The following is an 18,195-nucleotide window of genomic DNA, read 5'->3' on the forward strand; positions in this document are numbered from 1 at the left end:
CCGGCGGCCTCCCCGTTCACGCGCGGTCCAATCCGCGCGGGCGGCCGGTCTTGCCGCATCGTCTAGCATGTACGCATGCCCATTTCCTCCCCCAGCTTCCTGCGGACCCTGTGCAACCTGCGCTGGGTCGCCATCATCGGCCAGGCGGTGGCCGTCCTGGTCGCCACCGAGCTGATGCACATCCCGCTGCCCACCGTGCCGCTGTGGGGCGGCATCGGCCTGCTGGCCGCATTCAACGTCTATGCCACCTGGCGCAGCCATCGGCTGGCGCCGGATTCGGCCGGCGTGGCGTTCCTGCATATGCTGGTCGACGTGGCCGTGCTGGCCTGGCTGGTGGGCTGGAGCGGCGGCATCACCAACCCGTTCAGCCCGATGTTCCTGCTGCTGATCGCGGTGGCCGCGCTGGCGCTGCCGTTGCGCTGGGTACTGGCCACCGCCGGCGCCTCGCTGATCGGATACGCGCTGATGGCGGTGTTCGGGCGGCCGCTGCCCGCCTTCCACGGCAATGCCTTCAACCTGCATCTCTGGGGCATGGCGGTGAACTTCCTGCTCTCGGTCGGGGTGGTGCTGTATTTCTCCACCCGGCTGGTGGCCGCCCTGCGCCAGCGCGAACGCGAGCTGGCCGTGCTGCGCGAACGCTTCGCGCGCAACGAAGGCATCGTCGCCCTGGCCACACACGCCGCGGCGGTCGCGCACGAGCTCAACACGCCGCTGGCGACGATGACCCTGCTCAGCGAGGACATCGCCGAGCAATGCGACGATGAAACCATCCGCGAGGATGCCACCACCCTGCGCGAACTGGTCGACATCTGCCGCGACCGCGTGCGCGAACTGGCCGCCTCGGCCGAGATGGGCCACAACACCGGCGTCGATCTGGAACGGGTCATCCATCGCTGGCAACTGGTGCGGCCGACCATCGAACTTCAGCGCGAAGGCGAACTGCCGGCGCGGCTGCGGGTGGATCCCTCGATCGGGCACCTGCTGCAGGCCCTGCTCAACAATGCCGCCGACGCCAGCCAGCAGGCCGGCTCCACCCGGGTCGAACTGCACCTGCGCAGCGATGGCCGCGAACTGATCGGCGAAGTCCGCGATGAGGGCGACGGCTTCCAGGACACCCTGCGTTTCCATTCGGATACCCTGTTCCGCAGCAGCAAGCCCGATGGCATGGGCGTGGGTCTGGCGCTGTCACACGCGACGGTCGAACGCCTGGGCGGTTCGCTGACCCTGCAGACCGCGTCGCCGCGCGGCGTACGGGTCCGATTCCGCCTGCCGCTGCGCGGCGCCAAGGATTTCCCATGAACGGCCTGTTGATCGACGACGACGAACTGTACGCGCGCACGCTCCAGCGCAGCCTGGCGCGGCGCGGCATCGAAACCCGCATCGCCCTGGACGGCAGCGACGCCCTGCGCCTGGCCCGCGAGCAGGCGCCGGATTTCGCGCTGGTCGATCTGAAGCTGGGCGAGTCCTCCGGACTGACCCTGATCGAACCCCTGCGCGCGTTGCGTCCGGACATGCGGATCCTGCTGGTGACCGGCTACGCGAGCGTGGCCACGGCGGTGGAGTCGATCAAGCGCGGGGCCGACGACTATCTGCCCAAGCCGGCCTCGCTCACGTCGATCCTGCGCGCGCTGGGCATCGAGCAGAAGAGCGAGCCGCTGGAGCCGGAAGACACGATGACACCGTTGCACCGGTTGGAGTGGGAACATATCCAGCAGGCGCTGGCGGAGACGGACGGCAATATCTCGGCCGCGGCCCGGCTGCTGGGGATGCATCGCCGCTCCCTGCAGCGCAAGCTGCTGAAGCGTCCCGGTCCCGAGCGTCGACAGGTCGACGAGTAGAGCGGAGCTTGCTCTGCTGCATTGTTTTTTGCTTCTAGTTTCTGGCTTCTATACATCATCGGTATCGGGCGCTGCCGCGCGGGGTCGCTATCGGCGCTCCTTGACGGCTCGCTGCCGCGGGCATTCTTTTCTTTGCTTGTGCAAAGAAAAGAACCAAAAGAAAGCACACCCCGGCCTTCGCGCCCCAGCCGCTGCGCGGCCGGGGTTCGTGTCGCCGGCGGGAATTTTGGGACGGCACATCCCTGTGCCGACCCAAAACGCCGCACATCCTTGTGCGGCGCCCTTCGGGTTTGCCCACCGTCGCCACCGCTGCGGAAGGGGCCCGAGAGTAAATGCCAAAGCGAAGAGCAGAGGCAGGCAATTGCCCGCTGAGCCGTTGCTGTTGTTCTTGCCCTTGCCCTTCGGGCCCCCTTGAAGGCGTGGCAAGCGGGCCGGGTAAAACCCGCAGGGCGGCGCACAGGACGTGCGCCGTTTTCGGCAGGGGCAGGAGGCCCCTTCCGAAAATTCCCGGACCGATTGCGGACCCGGAGCGCGTAGCGCGGAGGGCACGCCGCCAGGGGTGTGTTTCTTTGGTTCCTTTCTTTGCACAAGCAAAGAAAGGGACGCCCCGCGGCGAGCGCGCCATCTACGCCAACCGATAGCAACAACGCGCGTCGGCGCCCAATCCCCGGTCACGCATAGAAGCCAGAAACCCAAACCGCCGCAGCGGAACGAGTTCCGCTCTATGTCGGGTTTATGAAACCGCCCCACTGCGCTACGGTATGCCCCATGCAAGACCCCACCCGCGACGTCCTCACCCCCAGCCAGCTCAACACCCTGGCCCGCGACCTCCTTGAAGGCGCATTCCCGCTGATCTGGGTGGAAGGCGAACTCGGCAACGTCACCCGCCCCGCCTCCGGCCACCTGTACTTCACCCTCAAGGACGCCCGCGCGCAGGTCCGCTGCGCCATGTTCAAACCCAAGAGCCAGTGGCTGCGCTTCGTTCCGCGCGAAGGCCTGCGGGTGCTCGCGCGCGGTCGCCTGACCCTGTACGAGGCGCGCGGCGACTACCAGTTGGTCATCGATCATCTGGAGGAAGCCGGCGAAGGCGCGCTGCGGCGGGCGTTCGAGGCGTTGAAAGCCAAACTCGCGGCTGAAGGCCTGTTCGACGAAGGACGCAAGCGCGCCCTGCCCGCGCACCCACGCCGGCTGGCGGTCATCACCTCGCCCAGCGGCGCCGCCGTACGCGACGTGGTGAGCGTGCTCGGGCGACGCTTTCCCCTGCTCGAAGTCGACATTCTTCCAGTGCAGGTCCAGGGTGAAGCCGCGCCGGCGCAGATCGTATCGATGCTCCGGCGCGCCGCCGACAGTGGCCGCTACGACGTGATCCTGGTGACCCGCGGTGGCGGTTCGCTGGAAGATCTGTGGGCCTTCAACGACGAACAGCTGGCGCGCGCGATCGCCGCGTCACCGGTGCCGGTGGTATCGGCGGTCGGCCACGAAACCGACTTCACCCTCGCCGACTTCGCCGCCGATCTGCGCGCGCCCACGCCATCGGTCGCCGCTGAACTGCTGGTGCCGGACGCACGCGATCTTTCGACCCGCCTGCGCACGCTTGAACGGCGATTGCACGAGTTGCAGCGCCACCACCTTCGCCAGGCCATGCAGCGCGCCGACCGCGCGGCCCTGCGTCTGAATGCATTGCGTCCGCAGGCGCGCCTGGCCCTCATCCGCCGCCGCCAGGACGATGCCATGCGTCGCCTGCAGGCACTGTGGCGCGAGCAGTCGGAGCAACGGCGCGCGCGCCTGCGCCATGCCGCCGCCATCCTGCGCGCGGCGCAGCCGCAACGCTGGCTCGCGCAGTTGCAGGCGCGGTTGGAAGCCCTGCGCGCCCGCCCCCAGGCGGCCGTGGCCCGGCAGCTCCAGCGCGAGGCGCTGAAACTGCGCGGGCTGGCGCGTTCGCTGGAAGCGGTCAGCCCGCTGGCGACGGTGGCTCGTGGTTATGCCATCGTCACCCGCGCCGACGGCGCGCTGGTGCGCTCGGTGGATCAGGTGGCTCCCGGCGACGCCGTACAGGCCCGGCTGGCCGACGGCGAACTGAAACTGCGGGTGGAATGACCCGACGGCGCCAACGCGCCATCGTTCAACCCCGTTTCCCGGCCATGCGCGTTTGCCCTTCCGACCCATCGGGAGAACCGCCATGCGCCACCTACGTCCTACCCTCACCCTGCTCGCCGTCGCCCTGCTCGCCGCCTGCCAGTCGCAGCCGGCGGCCAAATCCTCCGCTGCCGACGAAGCCGAGGTCGCCGCGAACATGGCGGCCGCCGATGCGGCCGCGGCCGATGCCACCACGCTCGATACGGTCCAGACCCGGCGCAAGGCCGAAGCCAGGACCCGCACCGAGCATGCTCGCGCCATGCCCGCCGCGGCCCCCGCGCCGCCGCCTCCCGCCCCCATGATGACGGCCGGGTATGCAGCGATGCAGAGCCCGGGACTCCTCTCCATGCCCGCCGAGGTGGCGAACACCGAGCGTTATGCCGCCCGCGACGACAACCCGGTCCATCGCACCACCGAACAATCCGTGTCGACCTTTTCCATCGACGTGGATACCGGCAGCTACAGCAACGTGCGGCGGATGCTGCGCGACGGTGTCCGTCCGCCGGCCGATGCCGTGCGCGCGGAGGAATTCATCAACTACTTCGACTATCGGCATCCCGCACCGGCCAATCGCGACACCCCGTTCCGGGTCACCACCGAACTCGCGCCGGCTCCCTGGAACGGCGCGCGCCAGGTGTTGATGATCGGCATCAAAGGCTACGACGTGGCGAAGGCGACGCTGCCGCCGGCCAACCTCGTCTTCCTGATCGACACGTCCGGTTCGATGGATTCACCGGACAAACTGCCGTTGCTGAAGCAGGCCTTCGCCCAGTTGGTGCCGCAACTGCGCGCGCAGGATCGCGTCTCCATCGTCGTCTACGCGGGCTCGGCCGGCCTGGTGCTGCCGCCCACGCCGGGCGACCGCCACGACGACATCCTGGGTGCGCTGGAGCGCCTGCAGGCCGGTGGCTCCACCAACGGCGGCGACGGCATCCGTCTGGCGTATTCGATGGCGAAGCAGGCCTTCGTGAAGGACGGTGTCAACCGGGTGATCCTGGCCACCGACGGCGATTTCAATGTCGGCACGATTGATCAGGGCGCGCTGGAAACACTGGTCGGCGATCAGCGCGAGTCCGGCATCGCCCTGACCACCCTGGGCTTCGGCCAGGGCAACTACAACGACGCCATGGCCGAGCGGCTGGCCGACGTGGGTGACGGCAACCATGCCTACATCGACACCCCGCAGGAAGCACGCAAGGTGTTGGTGGACGAGATGCAATCGACCCTGCTGACCATTGCCCGCGACGTGAAGATCCAGATCGAATTCAATCCGGCCTACGTTTCCGAATACCGCCTGATCGGCTACGAGAACCGCCTGCTCAACCGCGAGGATTTCGCCAACGACAAGGTGGATGCCGGCGATATCGGCGCCGGCCACCAGGTCACCGCGCTGTACGAGATCACGCCCACCGGGTCCGGTGCCGATCGCCTGCCGTCGCTACGCTACGGGCAGGCCGCCACCGGCGGCGACGCCACGCGCGGGAACGGCGAGATCGCCCACCTCGCACTGCGCTACAAGGCGCCCGGACAGGAGCGCAGCCGATTGATCGAAACCCCGATCAAGGCCGACACGCTCACCCGCACGCCGGGCGAGAGCTTCCGCTTCGCCACCGCGGTGGCCGCATACGCCGATCTACTGCGCGGTGGCAAGCACATCGACGGCTGGGGCTGGCCGGAAGTGGCGGCGGCGGCCCGTGGCGCCCAGGGCGACGACCGTTTCGGCCTGCGCCGCGAGTTCACCGGTCTGGTTGAACAGGCGCGACAGTTGACGGCGCGGGACGCGCGGGAAAAGGGCAGCACGCCGGCCATCGCGGGCGGTGAATGAGGTACGGGCGCTGGACGGCGCCAGCCGTCCAGCGTCTCAGCGCGCGCCCATCTGCGCGCCGGGCCGCCCCAGCAGGTAGCCCTGGCCGAAGTTGCAGCCCAGCTCGAGCAACGCGCTGCGCTGCTCCTCGGTCTCGATGCCTTCGGCAATCGTATCGATGCCCAACGTGCCGGCCAGCGCCAGGATGGCGCGGACCAGGCCCGGACTTTCCGGACGGGTCTCGTCACCGATGCCGGCAACGAAGCTGCGATCGATCTTCAGCACCGAAATCGGGAAGCGATGCAGGTAAGACAGCGCCGAGAAGCCGGTACCGAAATCATCCAGCTGCGCGAGGATGCCATGCTGGCGCAGCGTGCTCAGGATGCGCAGGGTGCGCGGCGCGTCGTCGAGCAGCGCGACCTCGGTGATCTCCACCCGCAAGCGCGCGGGATCCGCACCCAGTGAATCGAACAGCGCCAGCAGGCGGTCGGCGAAGTCCGGCGAACGGAAATGCCGTGGCGACACGTTCACCGACACGTAGCCCTCGCCGCCCCGTGCGATCTGGCGCACGACCTGCTCGTAGATCAACCAGTCGACCTGCTCGATCAGGCCACTGTCCTCGCCCAGGCTGATGAACTCCGCCGGCGCCAGCAGGCCGCGCCGCTCATGCTGCCAGCGCAGCAGCGCCTCGTAACCCACCACCTCGCCATCGTCCAGTCGCAGGATGGGCTGGTAGTACGGCACGAAGTCGCGGTTGTTGATCGCCCGCCGCAGGTCGGCCTGCAGATCCAGGCTCTGCATTGCCGCCTCGCGCATGGCCTCGTCGAACATGGCGCAGCGATCGCGGCCCTGTTCCTTGGCGCGGTACATCGCCGCGTCGGCGTCACGCAGCAGCTCCTCGCCGTTGCGGTAGCGCGGATGCCACACCGCGATGCCGAGGCTGGCGGAGGGATACAGTTCGCGCCCGGCCACCCACATCGGACGGCTCAGCACCGCGAGCAGGCGCTGCGCGAGTTCGCGGACATTCTCCTCGCCGTCGACGTATTCCATCAGGATCGCGAATTCGTCGCCGCCCAGGCGCGAGACGACGTCGTTGCCGCGCACGGTCATGGTGATGCGGCGCGCCACTTCGATCAGCAGTTCGTCGCCCGCCGCATGACCGATGCTATCGTTGACCAGCTTGAAGCGATCCAGATCCAGGAACAGCACCGCGAACGCCTGTCCGTCGCCGTGGCGCGCGCGCTCGATGGCCGCGGAAAGCCGATCCAGCAGGTGCGGCCGGTTCGGCAGGCCGGTGAGGGCGTCGTGGGTGGCCTGGTAGGTCAAGCGCTGTTCGGCGCGCAGGCGTTCGTTGATCTGCGCGCGCAGCTGGGTATTGGCGTCGGCCAGCTCGCGGGTGCGCTCGTCCACCCGGCGTTCCAGTTCCGCGTGGGCGGCGCGCAGATTTTCCTGGGCGCGCTGCCGGCCCAGGCCGTTGCCGATGTTGTGGGCCACGAAGTTCAGCAGGCTCTGGTCGTGCACGGTGAACCTCACCTCCGGCGAGTAGCTCTGCACCACCACCGCGCCCTGCACTTGGTCGCCCTGGAACAGCGGCACGCCCAGCCAGCTGTACGCCGGCGGCCCGTGCTGCACCACCTTGCCCTCGTCGCTGAGCTGGGCGATGACGCCGCGATCGGCGAGCAGCGGCTTGCCGGTCTCGATGACGTACTCGGTCAGGCCGTTGCCGCTCCGGCGCGAACGCCGCATCGGGTCGCGCTCGTCGATCGAATACGGGAAGGTCAGGGTCTGGTGATCCTCGCTGCGCAGCGCGATGTAGAAGTTGCGCGCGTCGATGAGTTCGTCCACCACCGCATGCAGATCCGCGTAGAAGCGCTCCAGGCTTTCGGAAGTGATCGCCAGATCGGCGATGCGGAACAGCGCGCTCTGCAGCTTCTCGGCGCGCTTGCGCTCGATGATTTCCGCCTGCAGCTCGCGGTTGGCGCGTTGCAGTTCGTGGGTGCGCGCCTCCACCCGGTGTTCGAGATCCGCATGCGCATGCTTGCGGTCCAGCGCGGTGAGGATGTGCTGGGCGACGTAGCCGAGCAGCGCGCGATCCTCGTCCGCGTAACTGGCCGGCGTATCGTAGCTCTGCACCACGATGGCTCCGCAGACGCGATCGTCGCGGCGCATCGGGACGCCCAGCCAGTCCAGGCTGTCCGGGCCATGGCTGGGGTCGCGGATCACCCCCAGTTTCTGGCGGATGACCGTCGATGGCCCCCGCAGCGGCTGGCCGTGGCGCAGCAGCGAGAAGGTCATGCTGTTGACCATTTCTTCTTCGGTGAATTCCCGTTCCGGCTCGGCGACGTATGGATCCTTCTGGTCGGCGAAATACAGGAAACGGATGGTCCGGCGCTGATCGTCGTACGAGACGATGTAGCAGTTCTCCGCGTACATCAGCGAGTTCACCACCGCGTGGATGCGGCGGAGCATCTCGCTCATCTCCAGTCCGGTCCCGGCCAGATCGGCGATCTCGTACAAGGCCTGCTGCAGCCGCTTGGATTTCTCCAGCGACACGATCCGGGCGTGCGCGCGCGCCGTGTCGAGGGTCGCGCCGATCATCGCCTTGGCCAGCCGGCACCAGGATTCGCGCCGCGCTTCCGGCACCGCCTGCGGCAGCGCCACCGCCAGCGCCATCCGCGCGTTGCCGTCGGTGTTTTCCCAGGCCAGCAGCCAGCCGTCCTCCGGGTCGCCCGGGGTGCTTTCGCCCAGCGCCTGTTCGGCGCGGCGGCGCAGGCCTGTCGATGCGTCCACGGAGGCGATGCCGCCCGCGCCCAGGGCCCAGTCGCGCCAGCTGACCGCCAGTTCCGCCCCGGGCGGCAAGCCCTCCAGCAACACGCTCAGGATCCTCTCGGGCGCGGCCACCTCTCCTTCACCGGGCAAGGTGCCGACACGCTCGTTCTGGCTGGGCACCCCGGTTCCGGACAACATTGGCTTCTGATGAAAGTTCCCCGTGCCGAGCATAACGCCAATGCGGTCCATGAACGGCAAACCACGCCGCGATCCCGCATGCCCATCACGCAAACCCCGGATTTCCCGCCCATCCGTTTGTCGGGTCATGCATCCCGCGCCCTCGCCCGCCCTGGTTCCCGCCGTGCATCGCCCCGGCCAGCCCGCGTTTTCGTTCAGCAATCTGACGGCCGCCCGCTTCCCGGAAAAGCGCGAAGCCCTTACGCTGATCGCAGTGAACGATGCCGCCGAACCCGCCGATGAAGTGTTGATGCTGGCCTACGCCGCCGGCGATGCATCGGCTTTCGAGCACCTCTACGCCCGCCATCGGGGTCCCCTCTACCGCTTCCTGTTGCGCAACCTGCGTGACGGCGCGCTGGCGGACGAGTTCTTCCAGGATGTCTGGCAACGGGTCATCACCGCACGCCAGGGCTGGAAGCCGGAGGCCGCCTTCACCACCTGGCTGTTCCGGATCGCCCACAATCGCTTGAACGACCACTGGCGGGCCGCCCGTCATCGTCCGCCGGCTCCCGAGGACGCGGACGAACGCACCGCGAAGGTGCCGGATCCGGACACGCCGGAGCGGCAGCTGTCGGAATTCGAGCAGCGTCGGCGCCTGCAGCTGGCGCTGGCCGAACTGCCCGAAGAGCAGCGCCAGGTGGTGCAGTTGCGGCTGGAGCAGGAACTGAGCCTGGAGGAAATCGGCGACATCACCGGCGTGGGTCGGGAAACCGTCAAATCGCGGCTGCGTTACGCGATGGACAAGTTGCGCGCGAGACTGAACGAATGAACCGCCGTCCCACCGAACCACTGGATTCCGAAGAACGCCTGCTGGCCGATCAGCTGGCGCGGCTGGGGCCGCACGGCGAGCCTTCGCCCACCCTGGATGCCCGCATCCTGGCCGCCGCGCATGACGCCGTGGCCGCGCGTCCGGCCGTCCGGCGCAAACCGCGTTGGCCGGTGGCGATGGGCCTGGCCGCCAGCGCCCTGCTGGCGGTCGGCATCGCCTGGCAGTTGCGTCCGGTGGATGAACTCCCCGCCGCCAGCGAAACCAGTGGCCCCATGGTCGCACGCGTCATTCTCGACGAACCCGCCGCGGCCGATGCGGCGGCGGCGGCGCAGACACCGACGGCGGCACCCCTGCCGCCTCCCCCCGCCGAGCCGGCCCCCCTCGAATCCATCGCGGCGCCACAGTCGGCGAGGATGCCGAAGCCGGAGACCGCGGCGGCCCGTCGCCAGCCGGCCACGCCGGTGAAGCCGCATTCCGTCCCCGTTCCGCGTCAGCCCCCGGCGGCGGAAGCGGCGGATACCCTCGCCGTTGAATCGGGTCGGGTGGCCGCCGCGCCGGCGCCGCCCGCTCCTCCGGCACCGGCGGCCATCCGTGCGGACGCCGATTCGCTGGACTCGGTCGCGGCGCCCGCATCGGCCGCCGCCTACGGCATCGTCACCAGCGACGAGGATCGCCCGGGCTTCGTCGCCGCGCCGGAAACCACCGCCGCGATTGCCGCGAGGCGCGAGAAGGCGCGCGCCGAACTGGCCCGCGATGCGGCGGATGCTGCCGAGGCCGCCCGGAGCGTCGCGGACGTGCGCGTGCGCAGTCCCGCTCCCCCCAAGGCCACGGCCCAGCCCGCGCCGCTTCCACCCGGCGGTTTGACCGCCTCGGCCCCCGTCGCGCCGGCGCCCGCCAGCGCCACCCGCAACGCGCTCAAGCGCACCGACCTGCAATTGCCGGTCGTCGAGGACACCAAGCTGCCTCCGGAAGACTGGCTGGAACGCATCCGCCTGCGCCGGGATCTGGGCGATCGCGCCAGCGCCGCCGACAGCCTGGTGCGCTTCAGGCAGAACCACCCCTTCCAGAAGATTCCGGACGATCTGAAGGAACTGCTGGGCGAATGAGCCACACCCTGGCCGCCCCGGCCTCTCATCTGCTGGAGGTCAAGCACAGCCGGTTTCTGGTCGCCGCCGCGCCGACGGCCGGACCGGAGGACGCGCTGGCGTTCCTGGGCCGGATGGCCGACCCGGCCGCCACCCACAACTGCTGGGCCTACCGGATCGGCGCCGAATACCGCTCCAGCGATGACGGCGAGCCCGCGGGCACCGCCGGCCGCCCGATCCTGGCGGCGATCGACGGCCAGGGCTACGACCAGGTGATGGTGGTGGTCACGCGCTGGTACGGCGGCATCAAGCTCGGCGCGGGCGGCCTGGTCCGCGCCTACGGCGGAGCCGCCGCCGAATGCCTGCGGCTGGCCGAACGCCGCCCATTGATCGTGATGCGGACACTGGCGCTGACCGCGCCGTTCGAGGATCTGGGCGCGGTGCACGCCGCGCTGTCGGGATTCGGCGCCGAAAAACTGGACGAATCCTTCGACGAGCATGGCGCCCTCCTGCGTCTGCGTCTGCCGGCGGAACAGGGGGACGCCTTGAAAATCCATCTGCGCGACGCCACCCGTAACCGGGTGCGCTGGTCGGAGCAGGATCCGGACACCTGAGTCGGACGTACCGGTTTCAAGAGGCATGACCCGGAAGAACTGTGGAAGCGGCCCGGTGCCGGACCGCTTCCACAGCATTTCCGATGGAACCTTCATGACTGCCGCCCAAGCGCCGGCCGATGCCGGCACCGATGACACCCGCGCGCCCCGCCCCAAGGCGAAACTGGGCAGCCTGCGCGCCCTGTGGCCGTTCATCCGCCAGCACTCCGGACTGTTCACCGCCTGGCTGATCGCGCTGGCGCTCGCGTCGGCAGCCACCCTGAGCCTGCCGACCGCCTTCAAGCAGATGATCGACCAGGGCTTCGGGGCCGGCGGCGCCGGCATCAACCAGGCCTTCGGCGCGATGTTCGTGGTGGTGGTGGTGCTGGCCCTGGCCAGCGCGGCGCGCTTCTACTTCGTTTCACTGCTGGGCGAAAAGGTGGTCGCGGATCTGCGCCAGCGCCTGTATGCACATCTCATCGGACTGGACGCCGAATTCCATGATCGCAACCGCAGCGGCGAACTGATATCGCGACTGTCGGCCGACAGCGAACTGCTGCGCAGCGTGGTCGCCAGCAGCATGTCGGTGGCGTTGCGCAGCAGCGTGACCGTGATTGGCAGCCTGGCGATGCTGTTCGTCACCAGCCCGCGCCTGGCCGCGTTCGCGCTGCTGGGCATTCCGCTGGCCGTGCTGCCGATCGTGCTCGGCTCACGCAAGCTGGGGAAGGCCTCGCGCGCCAGCCAGGATCGGGTCGCCGATGCCAATACCCTGGCCAGCGAAACCCTCGGCGCCGTGCGCACCGTGCAGTCCCATGCACGCGAAGGCTATGAAACCGGACGCTTCGACGCGGCGGTGGCGGTCGCGGTGGATACCTCGCGCCGACGCATCCGGGCCCAGGCCTGGGTGACCGCCGCGGCCATCACCCTGATCTTCGGCACCATCGTCGCGGTGCTGTGGATGGGCGCGCATGACGTGGTCGAAGGCTCGATGACCGCCGGCACGCTGGCGCAGTTCGTCCTCTATGCGCTGATTGGCGGCGGCTCGGTGGGCGCGCTGGCGGAAGTCTGGAACGAACTGCAGCGCGCGGCCGGCGGCATGGGGCGCATCGCCGAACTGCTGGAGGAATCGCCGCGCGTCACCGCGCCGGCGCATCCGCTCGCCCTGCCCGCGCCGCTGCACGGCGACATCCGCTTCGAACAGGTCGCGTTCCACTATCCCTCGCGTCCGGACCTGCCCGCGCTCGATGGTTTCAACCTGACCATCCGGCCCGGCGAGACCGTCGCCCTGGTCGGTCCGTCCGGCGCCGGCAAGAGCACCGTGTTCTCCATGCTGCTGCGCTTCCATGACGTGCAGTCCGGCGCCATCCGGCTGGATGGCGTCGACGTGCGCGAACTGGACCCGACGGCGCTGCGCGAACAGATCGCGCTGGTGCCTCAGCAGCCGACCATCTTCGCCGCGAGCGCCGCCGACAACATCCGCTATGGCCGCCTGGAAGCCAGCGACGAGCAGGTGCGCGCCGCCGCCGCCGCCGCCGAGGCCGACGACTTCCTTGACGAGTTGCCGGAGGGATTCGACAGCCAGCTGGGCGAGCGCGGCGCACGCCTGTCCGGTGGACAGCAGCAGCGCATCGCGATCGCCCGCGCACTGCTCAAGGACGCACCGATCCTGTTGCTGGACGAGGCCACCAGCGCCCTCGACGCGCAGAGCGAGCGGGCGGTGCAGCATGCGCTGGAGCGCCTGATGCGTGGGCGCACCACCCTGGTCATCGCCCACCGCCTGGCGACCGTGCTCAAGGCCGATCGCATCGTGGTGATGGATCGCGGCCGCATCATCGCCCAGGGCACGCATGAAGAACTGCTGGCGCAGGACGGCCTGTACGCGGAACTGGCGCGGCTGCAGTTCCTCGACTGACGCTGTCTTCGCCGGGGCATGCCGGCTAACATCCGGATCCGGATTCCATCGCGAAGGACCTGCCATGACCGATTGCACCTGCGACCATCCCCTCAACGATTCCCAATACATGGAACGGGGCGGACAGACACTGAAGAGTTGCCCGCGCTGCTCGGTGCAGGCGGGCCGGCATATCTTCCATGCGCTTGCCAGCTTCGGCAGGCGGACGATGGCCGATGGCCAGGAAATCGTGCAGTCCTGGTGCCCGTCCTGCCGTTCCGACAGCACGCCGGACAAACCCGTCTACGCCTGTCGCTGAGCGCATTGCCTGTACGGTCGCGCGGGTCGAATCCCGCCGCCTGCGCGGTGCGGCCATGAACCTCGCCCTGTTCGATTTCGACGGCACCCTCACGGTCCGTGAAATGATGCCGGGCTTCATGTACGCCGCCGTCGCGCCGACGCGGTTGGCCATCGGCAGGGTCGTGCTGGCGCCGCTGGTGCTCGGCTATCGGGCCGGCTGGGTGTCGGGCAACCGGGTACGCGCGGGCATCGTGGATTTCGGCTTCCGTGGCGTGCCGGAAGCCCGCTTGCAGGCGGCGGGCATGGCGTTCGCGAACGATGTGCTGCCCGGGGTGCTGCGCGCGGATGCGATGGCGCGACTGCAATGGCATCGCGATCGTGGCGATACGGTGGCCGTGGTGTCCGGCGGACTGGACATCTACCTTTCGCACTGGTGCGAAACGCAGGGAGTCGATCTGCTCTGTTCACGCCTGGAGGTCCGGGAGGAACGCATGACCGGCCGCTACCGCGGCGCGCAGTGCGTGGGCCAAGAAAAAGTGCGTCGCATCCGCGAACGCTACGATCTCCCGCGCTACGAACGCATCCACGCCTACGGCGATACCCGCGAGGATCACGCGATGCTCGGGCTGGCGCACGAGGCGTGGTACCGCGGCGAGCCCTGGTGGCGCTGAACCCCATGCAGGCCGGGACCATGCCGCTCTACCTGCTGCCGGTCCTCGCCGTACTCGTGTTGTTGCTCGTCGCGGGCCGGGTGCGGGTCCGCTGGATCCTGCGCCACGATCCGGATCCCCATCCGGACTGGCGGATCGCCACGTTTGATACGGCGCGCGATGCGTTCCTGGGCGGTGTCGCGTTCCTGCTGGTCGGACCACTGCTCGGATACCTGCAGGTATTCGCCCTGCTGCTGATGTCCGAAGACCTGCGCAACCCCTTCCATCCCGCCGCCCACATCGGCATGGCCATTTTCGGTTACCTGTTTGGCGGCATCCCGGCCCTGCTCACCGGCGTGCTGGCGGGAATCCTGAAACCCTGGCTCGGCAACTGGAAAGCCCAGCTGTGGATGGTACCGATCGGCATCATCGTCACCGGGTTGGCGTGGATCACGCCGGTCCTGCATGAGCCGGACCCGAACGGGTGGGGCAGTCTGTTCGCCCTCGGAATCGCCGCCGTGCTGGGTGGCCTGCCGGCTTTCCTGTGCACGCGCCTCTGGCTGCGATTCACCCGGCCGGCCTGAACCGGCGAAGGCTCACGCCGCTTCCGGCGCGGGTTCCGGTTCCGGCAGCACCAGTGGCACCTTGATGCGCGCGCGGCTCGGAAACGCGTGCCGCAGGATCCGCCAGATCACCTGTCCGAACTGGCGCGGCAACGAACCGGTGTTGTAGTGCTGGCCATAGCGCGTGCAGATCTCGTGCACTTCCACCGCCATTTCCGCGTAGCGGTTGGCCGGGATATCGGGATAGAAATGGTGCTCGATCTGGTGGCTCAGGTTGCCGGACATCACGTTCATCCACCGGCCGCCGCCGATGTTGGAAGAGCCTCGCAACTGGCGCAGGTACCAGTGGCCGCGCGACTCGTTCTTGATGCATTCCTTCGGGAAGGTCTCGGCATCGGCGGTGAAGTGGCCGCAGAAGATGATCACGTAGGTCCACACGTTGCGCATGCCGTTGGCGACCAGGTTGCCCAGCAGCACCGGCAGGAAGAACGGGCCGGCCAGTGCCGGAAAAATCAGATAGTCCTTGATCAGCTGGCGCGACATCTTGCGCAGCACCGGACGCGCCTTGCGGCGCAGCTGCGCGCCGGTCATCTTGCCGTGCCACCAGCGGCCCAGCTTGAGATCCTGGATCGCCACGCCCCACTGGAAATACAGCGCGAAGACAATCGCGACGATCGGCTGCACCAGGTAGAACGGCTTCCACTTCTGTTCCGGGAAGATTCGCAGCAGACCATATCCGATGTCGTCGTCCAGGCCCCGGATGTTGGTGTAGGTGTGATGGCGGAAATTGTGCGTGTGCCGCCAGTTCTCGCTGGTGGCGACGATGTCCCACTCGTAGCTGCGCCCGTTGATCTGCGGATCGCCCATCCAGTCGTACTGGCCATGGATGACGTTGTGGCCCAGCTCCATGTTCTCCAGGATCTTGGCCCCGCCCAGCAGCAGCGCACCGAGGATCCAGCACGGCCAGAACAGCCACGCCCAGGCCTGTCCGGCCACCAGCAGGCCGCCCAGCAGCGCGGAGGCGAACAGCAGTGCGCGCGCCGCCACTTCGGTATAGCGCACCGCCGTGATGACGCGGCGGATGTAGCGCGCGTCGCGGTCGCCCACCATGGCCACCGTGCGTGCGCGCAGCGCGTCCAGTTCTTCGCCGAAGCGATCCAGTTCGGCCGGAGTCAGGGCCCGGTTGCGGGAAGCGCTCATCAGAGATCCAGTTCCAGATCGGTCACGGCGCTGTTGATGCACAGCTTCAGCGCCTGGGTGGGAGCATGCGCCAGCGCGCCGCTGGGCAGGTGACGGGTGCTGCCGGCGGCCTTGCCGCAGGCGCAGGTATTGCAGATGCCCATGCGGCAGCCGGAGGCGGGCTTGAGCCCCGCGTCTTCCAGCGCCACCAGCAACGACTGCCCGCGCGCCACCTGCAGGCGGCGGCCACTGCGGGTCAGGCGCACCTCGACTTCGCCATCGTCCTCCACCGCATGCGGCGGCGGGCTGAAGGCTTCGGCCTGGAAGCCCGCCACGCGGCCCTCCAGCAATTGGCGTGCGGTCTCGACGAAACCACCGGGACCACAGGCCATCACCCGGCGCCCGGCCAGCGCTGGAATCCGTGCCGCCAGCCAATCGGCATCGATGCGGCCGGCGCGCTCCCCGGCATCGCGCGCGGCTTCGCCGGTCAAGCCGATATGCAGGTGGAAGCCCGGGTGACGGGCCGCCAGCGCGCGCAGTTCGCCGAGGAAGCACAACTCTTCGCGGGTGCGCGCCCAGTACGCCAGGTCCAGATCGACCGGCATGCCCGCGGCCGCCAGTTGCCGGGTCAGCGCCATCAGCGGAGTGATGCCGCTGCCGGCGGCCAGGAACAGCCAGCCACCCTCGGGACGCGCCGGCAGGCACAACTCGCCGAAGGCCTGACCCAGCTCGAACACTTCGCCGGCCCGTGCCTGCCCGTGCAGGTACTGGCTGACCCGCCCCGCTTCGACCGCCTTGACGGTGATCGCCAGCAGGCCGTCCGCGCGCGGCGGCTCGGTCAGGCTGTAGCTGCGGGTATGGCGGACGCCCTCGATTTCCACGCCCAGGTTGACGTGCTGGCCCGGCCGGAAACCGGTCCAGTGCCGGTTGGGCCGGAGCCAGAGCGTCACCGCGCCTTTCGCGGCCTCCTCGCGGGCAACCAGGCGGGCGCGGGGCCGGTCCCAGGTCCAGTTGCGATTGAGCCGTCCGGCCCAGAAATCAAAGACATCGGCGGCGACCAGCGGGCTGATCAACCGGCGCAGCGCACCGGCGGGACGGCGCGGGGCGGGGAGGACACGGGCGTTCATGGGGGCACTATACCGATATCGATACAGTCGTGTATACAACCGTATATTAATTCTTGCCGCTATGATGCGGGCCAGTCTCCCGCCATTCAGCCCCGTACGCTCCAATCCATGTCATCGACCGCCCTCCCCCACGACGACCACGGCCCCGGCCGCAAGGCGACGATCTCACGGGAGGATCTGCTGGCCGCGGCGCTGAAACTGCTGGGCCCGCATCGCGGCGTCTCCACCCTCAGCCTGCGCGAGGTGGCGCGCGAGGCCGGCATCGCGCCGAACAGCTTCTACCGCCAGTTCCGCGACATGGACGAGTTGGCGGTGGCGCTGATCGACGTGGCCGGCAGCTCACTGCGCAAGATCATCGGTGAAGCCCGCCAACGTGCGGCGAGCAGCGATCGCAGCGTGGTGCGCAGTTCGGTGGAGGCGTTCATCGAACAGCTGCGCGCCGACGACAAGCTGCTGCATGTGCTGCTGCGCGAAGGTACCGTGGGTTCCGACGCCTTCAAGCAGGCGGTGGACCGCGAACTGGAGTTCTTCGAGGAAGAACTGCGCATCGATCTGATCCGGCTGGCGATCCGCGACCATGCGCCGCTGCACGAGCCGGCGCTGGTCTCCAAGGCCATCACCCGCCTGGTGTTCGCCATGGGCGCCACCGCGATGGACCTGCCGCCGGAGAAGGACCCGGAGCTGATCGAGCAGATGTCGCAGATGGTGCGCATGATCATCACCGGCTCGCGCGCGCTCGCCGCCGGCCGCTGACACCAACACCCGGGCACAGCCTCAATCAGGGTGCGATCCGGATCGGTGTGCCAACCGGCACCCGGCGCCATATCTCGTCCATCTCCGCGTCGGTCACGGCGATGCAGCCATCGGTCCAGTCGCTGCGGTAACCCGGTGGCGTCGCGCCATGGATCATGATGTCGCCGCCCGGATCCACGCCACGCGCCCGCGCCTGCCTGCGGTCCGCCTCGTCCGGATAGGAAACGCGCAGCGACAGATGGAAACGGCTGCGCGGATTGCGGTAGGTGATGCGGTAGTCGCCTTCCGGGGTCTTCTCGTCGCCCTGCTGGCGCTTGTGTCCGACCGGCGCGTCGCCCAGTGCGATCCGGTAGGTGGCGATCACCCGACCCGTGCGCAGCAGGTCCATGCGTCGTTGCGCCTTGTACACCCGGATGGCGTCCGCCCGTTGCGCCGTGGGCAGCAGATCCGGCGGCTCGACGGCCATCGCGCTCCCGGCGAATGCGAACCACATCCACAGCC

At 68.8% G+C, this 18,195-nt stretch carries 16 protein-coding genes; 12 read left to right on the forward strand and 4 right to left on the reverse strand.

The window, feature by feature from the left end; translation table 11 throughout:
- The first annotated feature begins 75 nt into the window (after window positions 1-75).
- From AC3DEZ_RS07220 to AC3DEZ_RS07235, 4 genes are all read left to right on the forward strand, one after another.
- Entirely contained in the window at window positions 76-1,299 is a 1,224-nt protein-coding gene (locus tag AC3DEZ_RS07220; RefSeq protein WP_488387612.1) for an ATP-binding protein, read from the forward strand.
- Window positions 1,296-1,838, forward strand: a complete 543-nt coding sequence (locus AC3DEZ_RS07225) for a response regulator transcription factor (protein ID WP_488387613.1) — start codon at window positions 1,296-1,298, stop codon at window positions 1,836-1,838. The genes AC3DEZ_RS07220 and AC3DEZ_RS07225 overlap by 4 nt, the downstream gene beginning before the upstream one ends.
- Before the next feature lie 768 nt (window positions 1,839-2,606).
- Window positions 2,607-3,935 (forward strand): exodeoxyribonuclease VII large subunit, encoded by a 1,329-nt coding sequence (gene xseA, locus AC3DEZ_RS07230; protein WP_488387614.1) that lies wholly within the window; start codon window positions 2,607-2,609, stop codon window positions 3,933-3,935.
- An 82-nt stretch (window positions 3,936-4,017) separates the two neighbouring features.
- Complete coding sequence (locus AC3DEZ_RS07235; protein ID WP_488387615.1) at window positions 4,018-5,799, forward strand: vWA domain-containing protein; 1,782 nt, start codon at window positions 4,018-4,020, stop codon at window positions 5,797-5,799.
- Between the two features lie 36 nt (window positions 5,800-5,835).
- Here the strand turns inward: AC3DEZ_RS07235 and AC3DEZ_RS07240 are convergent, their stop codons facing one another.
- Entirely contained in the window at window positions 5,836-8,679 is a 2,844-nt protein-coding gene (locus AC3DEZ_RS07240; RefSeq protein ID WP_488387940.1) for a bifunctional diguanylate cyclase/phosphodiesterase, read from the reverse strand.
- 355 nt (window positions 8,680-9,034) lie between these two features.
- Between AC3DEZ_RS07240 and AC3DEZ_RS07245 the strand changes: the two genes are divergently transcribed.
- The 7 genes from AC3DEZ_RS07245 to AC3DEZ_RS07275 all read left to right on the forward strand — a co-directional run bounded on the left by AC3DEZ_RS07245 (window position 9,035) and on the right by AC3DEZ_RS07275 (window position 14,656).
- Complete coding sequence (locus tag AC3DEZ_RS07245) at window positions 9,035-9,553, forward strand: RNA polymerase sigma factor (protein ID WP_488387941.1); 519 nt, start codon at window positions 9,035-9,037, stop codon at window positions 9,551-9,553.
- Entirely contained in the window at window positions 9,550-10,659 is a 1,110-nt protein-coding gene (locus AC3DEZ_RS07250) for a hypothetical protein (protein ID WP_488387616.1), read from the forward strand. The genes AC3DEZ_RS07245 and AC3DEZ_RS07250 overlap by 4 nt, the downstream gene beginning before the upstream one ends.
- Window positions 10,656-11,252, forward strand: coding sequence for an IMPACT family protein (locus AC3DEZ_RS07255; RefSeq protein WP_488387617.1), 597 nt, complete (start codon window positions 10,656-10,658; stop codon window positions 11,250-11,252). The genes AC3DEZ_RS07250 and AC3DEZ_RS07255 overlap by 4 nt, the downstream gene beginning before the upstream one ends.
- A gap of 94 nt (window positions 11,253-11,346) precedes the next feature.
- Complete coding sequence (locus tag AC3DEZ_RS07260; protein ID WP_488387618.1) at window positions 11,347-13,143, forward strand: ABC transporter transmembrane domain-containing protein; 1,797 nt, start codon at window positions 11,347-11,349, stop codon at window positions 13,141-13,143.
- Between the two features lie 64 nt (window positions 13,144-13,207).
- Entirely contained in the window at window positions 13,208-13,441 is a 234-nt protein-coding gene (locus AC3DEZ_RS07265; RefSeq protein WP_488387619.1) for a hypothetical protein, read from the forward strand.
- A 55-nt stretch (window positions 13,442-13,496) separates the two neighbouring features.
- On the forward strand, window positions 13,497-14,093 hold the full coding sequence (locus AC3DEZ_RS07270) for an HAD family hydrolase (protein ID WP_488387620.1): 597 nt from the start codon (window positions 13,497-13,499) through the stop codon (window positions 14,091-14,093).
- Window positions 14,084-14,656: a hypothetical protein gene (locus AC3DEZ_RS07275; protein WP_488387621.1), complete on the forward strand. Its 573-nt coding sequence runs from the start codon at window positions 14,084-14,086 to the stop codon at window positions 14,654-14,656. Before AC3DEZ_RS07270 ends, AC3DEZ_RS07275 begins: the two co-directional genes overlap by 10 nt.
- Window positions 14,657-14,668: 12 nt before the next feature.
- Here AC3DEZ_RS07275 and AC3DEZ_RS07280 read toward each other — a convergent pair whose 3' ends face one another.
- Window positions 14,669-15,835: a fatty acid desaturase family protein gene (locus tag AC3DEZ_RS07280; RefSeq protein ID WP_488387622.1), complete on the reverse strand. Its 1,167-nt coding sequence runs from the start codon at window positions 15,833-15,835 to the stop codon at window positions 14,669-14,671.
- Window positions 15,835-16,941 carry a ferredoxin reductase gene (locus AC3DEZ_RS07285; protein WP_488387623.1) on the reverse strand — a complete coding sequence of 369 codons (1,107 nt, stop codon included), beginning with the start codon at window positions 16,939-16,941 and terminating at the stop codon, window positions 15,835-15,837. Before AC3DEZ_RS07285 ends, AC3DEZ_RS07280 begins: the two co-directional genes overlap by 1 nt.
- Window positions 16,942-17,049: 108 nt before the next feature.
- Here AC3DEZ_RS07285 and fabR point away from each other — a divergent pair, with 108 nt between their 5' ends.
- Window positions 17,050-17,694, forward strand: a complete 645-nt coding sequence (gene fabR, locus AC3DEZ_RS07290; RefSeq protein WP_447102648.1) for an HTH-type transcriptional repressor FabR — start codon at window positions 17,050-17,052, stop codon at window positions 17,692-17,694.
- A gap of 25 nt (window positions 17,695-17,719) precedes the next feature.
- Here the strand turns inward: fabR and AC3DEZ_RS07295 are convergent, their stop codons facing one another.
- A complete protein-coding gene (locus AC3DEZ_RS07295) occupies window positions 17,720-18,187 on the reverse strand; it encodes a L,D-transpeptidase family protein (protein ID WP_488387624.1) in 468 nt (155 codons plus the stop codon).
- Between the last annotated feature and the right edge of the window lie 8 nt (window positions 18,188-18,195).

It is taken from the genome of Pseudoxanthomonas sp. 134C1 (assembly GCF_057773065.1).